At 60.4% G+C, this 5,342-nt stretch carries 5 protein-coding genes and 1 pseudogene; 4 read left to right on the forward strand and 2 right to left on the reverse strand.

The features are described from left to right. Together EPO50_RS07795 and EPO50_RS07800 are read right to left on the reverse strand one after the other, a co-directional pair. Positions 1-402: AAA family ATPase (locus EPO50_RS07795; protein ID WP_296342662.1), on the reverse strand; the 402-nt coding region annotated here is incomplete at its 3' end. Between the two features lie 4 nt (positions 403-406). Continuing rightward, the gene (locus EPO50_RS07800; protein WP_296342665.1) at positions 407-1,672 is read right to left on the reverse strand and encodes a DNA repair exonuclease; all 1,266 of its coding nucleotides are present in this window, start codon (positions 1,670-1,672) and stop codon (positions 407-409) included. A 447-nt stretch (positions 1,673-2,119) separates the two neighbouring features. Between EPO50_RS07800 and EPO50_RS07805 the strand changes: the two genes are divergently transcribed. From EPO50_RS07805 to EPO50_RS07820, 4 genes and pseudogenes are all read left to right on the forward strand, one after another. Beyond that, complete coding sequence (locus tag EPO50_RS07805; protein ID WP_296342671.1) at positions 2,120-3,007, forward strand: DNA-processing protein DprA; 888 nt, start codon at positions 2,120-2,122, stop codon at positions 3,005-3,007. Then, a complete protein-coding gene (locus EPO50_RS07810) occupies positions 3,004-3,645 on the forward strand; it encodes a hypothetical protein (protein WP_296342667.1) in 642 nt (213 codons plus the stop codon). The genes EPO50_RS07805 and EPO50_RS07810 overlap by 4 nt, the downstream gene beginning before the upstream one ends. Positions 3,646-3,773: 128 nt before the next feature. After that, positions 3,774-4,658 carry a DNA-processing protein DprA gene (locus EPO50_RS07815; protein WP_296342669.1) on the forward strand — a complete coding sequence of 295 codons (885 nt, stop codon included), beginning with the start codon at positions 3,774-3,776 and terminating at the stop codon, positions 4,656-4,658. Beyond that, positions 4,659-5,342, forward strand: a pseudogene (locus tag EPO50_RS07820) (HAD family hydrolase); the annotation flags it as partial. It abuts the gene before it with no gap.

The raw sequence follows: 5,342 nt of genomic DNA on the forward strand, positions 1-5,342 counted from the left end.
GCCCTGGCGCAGGCGCTCGTGATCGAGACTGAACATCCGCGCATAGAAGCGGCGATCCGCGCCCGCGAGAAATGGCGCAAGCGCGCCCTCGCCCGACGGCATGGGCAGGTCATCATCGCCCAGCAACGTATCCTTGTTACCTTTGCGCCGGCGTACCTTGATAGTATCGCTTCCCCTTTCCAGAAGCGCGCCCACGCGCATGGCATTGTACTCGTGAAGGAAATTGCGGGATGAGTTCGATGGAATGCCGAAGAACAAGTCTTCGACACCGCCCATCGCCGTCGACTTTCCGGCTTCATTCTCACCAAGCAGCATATGGAAGTCCGGCTTGCTGTCCGGCAAGGCGATGATGGCGTCCGTGAAGTGGCCGTATCGCAAGAGATCAAGCTGTCGGATGCGCATGTGATTACGCCTTCTCTGCTGCGATACGTGCGCTGAGATACGCACCGGCATGAGTGATCGAGCCTGCAACGTTGCCGTCGATGGCCGCCTTCAGCACGGCATCGTCCGATTCCGCGCGGACATCGTGAGGCAGTTTGCGGACGAGATCCCCGAGATCCAACGCAAGCCGTGCCTGCAACTCGGCGTCGCCTCCAGCGCTTTCCATTATCCGCTGCAGATCGCCCAACGCATCCTTGCGCGAGGCGGCGCCTTCAGGGCTAGCAGTCGCAATGACGAGCCGCTCGATCCATGCAATCTCCTCGCCCAAGCCCAATGCGGCGGCCCTTACCTCGGCGAGGACATGTTCTGTCGATGCGAGCAATTCGCCGTGCAGCCCGGTTCGCCCCGTCAGCTCGATTCTGCAGGCGAGAAGACGGCCTTCGGCTTCGCGCTCGGCGGTAGCCGCGATCGCTTGACGAACGAGGTCGATGGCGTCAGCCGACGTCCTGCATAGATCCACCGGGACCGGCAAATGGATCCAGCGGACGCAATCGACGTGAAGCGGTGAGATCCCCTCGACTTGGCCATCCTCGACTGAAACCAGCGACGCGCCTTTCGGACCGCATTCGCGAATGTGCCGGCCCTGCAAGTTGCCGCAGAACACAACATGCGGCCGCTCGTGGAGAATGGCGGCCCGGTGCACGTGGCCGAGCGCCCAATAGTCGTATCCCTTGTTGACCAAATCCTCGATGGCGCATGGTGCATAGTTCGCGTGCCCGTGCATCCCGCCCAGCCCGGTGTGCAAGACGCCGATGTTGAAGCAACCGGCAATCGGCGGCGGATAGGCGGGAACCAAATTGTCCGTGACGTCCCGCTGGCGGAAGCTGTGGCCGTGAACGGCAACGTTGAGATGCTGCAGTTGGAAGGTCTCTGCCTTGCGCGCCGAAAACACGCTAACATTGGCGGGCAGGGTAAGCCGGCGCGTGATCTGGCTTTCTGCATCGTGATTGCCGTGAAGCACGAAGACCGGGATGTTGGCTTGCGCAAGTCGACCCATCTGCTTTGCGAAGAAGAGTCCGGTCTGATAGTCGCGCCAATCGCCGTCATAGAGGTCGCCGGCGATGACGACGAAGTCGACCTCGTCCTCGACTGCCTGACTGACAAGATTGTCGAACGCAATGCGCGTTGCGGTCCGAATCCGTTCGGCTGCTGCGCCTTGTTGTCCGGAAAGCCCCTTGAGCGGGCTGTCGAGATGGATATCGCCAGTATGGATAAAGCGAAAAGGTCTCAAGGCAGAGCTCCCTCATTCAACGGCGGCAGGTTGCGATCAGCAGAGCCGTGCGCTCTCTTGCTGGTCTCCCAAGGGGTGATCGAAATCCGAAGGGGGACCCGGCAAGCCAGAGTCAGAAAATTTTTAAATGCTCTCGACGCGCGAACGTATTAAGAACGCACTAGTGGCGTCCAGCCTGCAGACGTCAACATCTTGTGTGTGTCGATCCCTGGCAGCAAGTGCTACATCACAAGTGACATGATTTGACATGAGAACTAAAAGAGAACAAGCTTTGCTTGCTGGTCGTTGGCAGGCAGTCCCATCCTCGCTGCAGCTATGTGACCCAAGGGACGTTTTTCTTGCCATGATCGATGCGATGGCTTCACATCTCTATCGCCCACGCGGGCAATGCGGCGGAAAGGAGGCGCCAATGGCCCAACAATCAGCAAAAGGTGGCATCGCGTGAGCATGCGGTTGGCGCTGAACGACGCCGGGCCTGCGCTGTCGCCTATTTCGCCGCGCCGGGAGCTTGGAGCCTATGAGGCGCTCTGGCTCGAGCAGGGCGCCACCTTCAAGACGCTTGCGAACAAGTTCGCTGCCGATCCTGCAGCGTTGCCATCCGACTTCACGCCGCCCCAGCTCGCCGACCAGTGCGCAACTGAAGTCATGAAGCGGCTAAAGCAGGGGGGCGTCCATCAGTTTGGCGTGCGCATCAATCATGCCGGCGACTACCCGATGAAGCTGCGCGATGCCCGCCATCCCGTCGAACTGCTCTACTATCGGGGTGCCTGGGAGATCACCGAAACGCGATGCGTTGCAGTGGTGGGCAGCCGCGAGGCTTCCGAGGACGGCGTTCGCCGAGCTGAGCGGCTTGCTCGCGAACTGGTCGATCGCGATTTCACGGTCGTGTCTGGACTTGCCAAAGGTGTCGACACCGCAGCCCTTAACGCCGCAATCGAGCGTAAAGGCCGAACGATCGCCGTCGTTGGGACGCCACTCGGCGCTTGCTATCCCAAGGAGAACTATGAGCTGCAGGAGGAGATCGCGCGCCAGCATCTCGTCATCTCACAGGTGCCGGTATTACGCTATGGCAAGCAAGCGCCGCCTCAGAACAGACTGTTCTTTCCCGAGCGGAACGTCACGATGAGCGCGCTAACCGAAGGTACGATCATTGTCGAAGCGGGGGACACGTCAGGTACGCTGACGCAGGCGCGGGCCGCCCTGCACCAAGGACGCAAGCTGTTCATCCTCGATTCGTGCTTTAATCGGTCGGACATCACTTGGCCTGCCCGCTTCGAGGCGGAAGGGGCGGTTCGGGTAAGGACGCCCGACGACATCTGGAGCGCGCTTGGTTGACGGTCCGCCTATCCCTGATCGACGACAGCAATCGCGGTGACCATTTTCATCTGACGCCTGCGGACACTTGCTTCTATCTGTTCGAATATACCTCGCATCGCGACTATTCGTTCAGCCAGACCAACAGTCTGATCAGCAACCTCAAGAAGAAGCCCAGCCAGTCCAGCAATGCCGGCTATTACCACAAGGGCCGTGCGATCATGAGCTGCGCCCAAACGCTCGCTGCGACACTCAATCCGAACTGGCTGAACAGCGCCACGCTAGTGCCGACGCCTGGCTCCAAGGCACGTGATCATCCCGACTACGACGATAGGATCGAGCGGATCTGCCGGCTGATGCGCAATCCCGAGCCTGATGTTCGGAATCTGGTCTACCAGACTCAGTCTACCGCCGCCTCGCATGAGGTAGCACAGGGCAATCGGGTGACGGTGCAACAACTGATCGAGGCCTATGCGATCGACGAAGCTGCTGCCCAGAGGACGCCCACAAGCATCGGAATCGTCGACGATGTGCTGACCGCGGGCACCCACTTTCGAGCGATGCACAGCGTGTTGAGCGCCAGATTTCCCGGCGTGCCGATCATCGGGCTGTTCGTCGCACGGCGGGTATTCCCGGCTGATGATTTCGATATGCTGTAGCCATGGACGAAGCGAAAACGCCACAGCCAAGGGCAGGTCCCGAAGCGCGCGACGGCAACAACCGGTCCGGCTCGTCGGCATCACGAGCACCAAGAACCGAGACAGACGCATTCCTCACGCTCTCGGCGATGCGCGGCATCGGCCCAAAGACGCTTTTCGAGTGGGCCGAAGAGGGTTCCAGCTACCGCGCAATTCTGTCGGAAGGACCGTCCGATCAACCATCAGGTTGGCGCGAGCGCCGAGCAGAAGCGGCTGATCGTGCGGTGAAAATGCGCGAGCTGCTAGAGCACCTTCAAGTGAGGCTAATTCTACGCTCGGATCGCGAGTTTCCAGCACGCCTGCTGGAGCTGACTCGGCCGCCACATTGGCTCTTCGTCCAGGGCTCCGTAGACCGTCTCAACGAGCCGTCGGTCGCAATCGTGGGCACGCGCAAACCGAGCGACGACGGCATCTTCCTCGCCCGCTACGTCGGCGCGTGTCTCAGCGACTGGAGCGTACCTACCGTAAGTGGGCTCGCCGCCGGCATCGACCAGCTTGCTCACGAGGAATCGCTCCGCTCGGGAGTTCCGACTATCGCCGTCCTCGGTACCGGGATCCTCGAAGACTATCCGAAGGGCTCGAGCGGCGTGCGCGAGCGCATCCTCGCCGGCGGCGGTGCCATCATCACGGAATATCTTCCTCGGGCGAGCTACAGCGGCGACAATTTCGTGCAACGTAACCGACTCCAGGCGGCCCTAGCGTGCATCCTGATCCCGGTCGAATGGAAGCGCCGCAGTGGCACAGCGCATACGGTGCGCTTTGCAAGCTCCCTGAAGCGGCCCATTGCATGCCTTCGTCTTCCTTACTGGCCGCACGACCGTGTCCAGTTCGAGCCGGGGCTCGGCCTCGAGACCGGCGCACTGTTTACGGTTCCGCGCGAGCAGGACGCATTTGATCGCTTCGTTCGCGATAGCATTGGCGAGACGGCGTCTGAGGCGACGAAGCAGCTTTCGCTCTTTGGCGAGGATGATTGAATGCTCAAGGGAGCGATCTTCTCCTTGCACGATGTGCTCGCCAAGGCTGGCCCGATCGACGCCGATCTCTTCACCGAGACGATTAAGCTCCTGCGCTACCTGAAGAGTCGCAACGTCGAACCGGTCTTCATCAGCAATAGAGTTTGGACGGTAACCTACAAGGACGGTTCCCCGCCCAAGTCATTCAAGGAGGTGCTCGAGGCTCAGCTGGGACCAGTTTCCTACTATATCGGCGGCCAGAACGGCATGCCCTTCAAGCCGCTCACCGCTGCAACGACCCATATTCTCGCGGACAAGGGCTGGACCAGTCGCGAGGTCATTTATGTTGGCAACACCGATTCTGACATGCGTACCGCGCAGAACGGAAATATTCTATTCGTCAACGTTGTTTGGCATGGAGAAGGGAGTTCCTATGGCTTCCAATTCGAGAGCCCACTCGACGTTGCACGCTTTGTCGACTGCTTATGTGTGGGCCTCAATAGCTGGTTCTGGACGATCGAAGATGACCCTTTGCGGGTCTATGCGCTGGCGCCTTTTTCGACACTGTCATCGCAATATCTGCAGGCTCACGCCTATTCGGCGAGCGCACGGGCGACCGCCAAGGACGGGGCTGGTGACGCGGCATTCTGGGGCCGCTTGCTAGCCGCCCGAGTCTATTTTTCTGGGCTTGTCGACGAGATCGAC

It is taken from the genome of Reyranella sp. (assembly GCF_004297405.1).
Classification (GTDB): Bacteria; Pseudomonadota; Alphaproteobacteria; order Reyranellales; family Reyranellaceae; genus Reyranella.

Excerpts from the sequence above, each read along its gene's own strand:
- EPO50_RS07805 (WP_296342671.1), top strand. The coding sequence starts at position 2,120 with ATGCGGTTGGCGCTGAACGACGCCGGGCCTGCGCTGTCGCCTATTTCG.
- EPO50_RS07815 (WP_296342669.1), top strand. The coding sequence starts at position 3,774 with ATGCGCGGCATCGGCCCAAAGACGCTTTTCGAGTGGGCCGAAGAGGGT.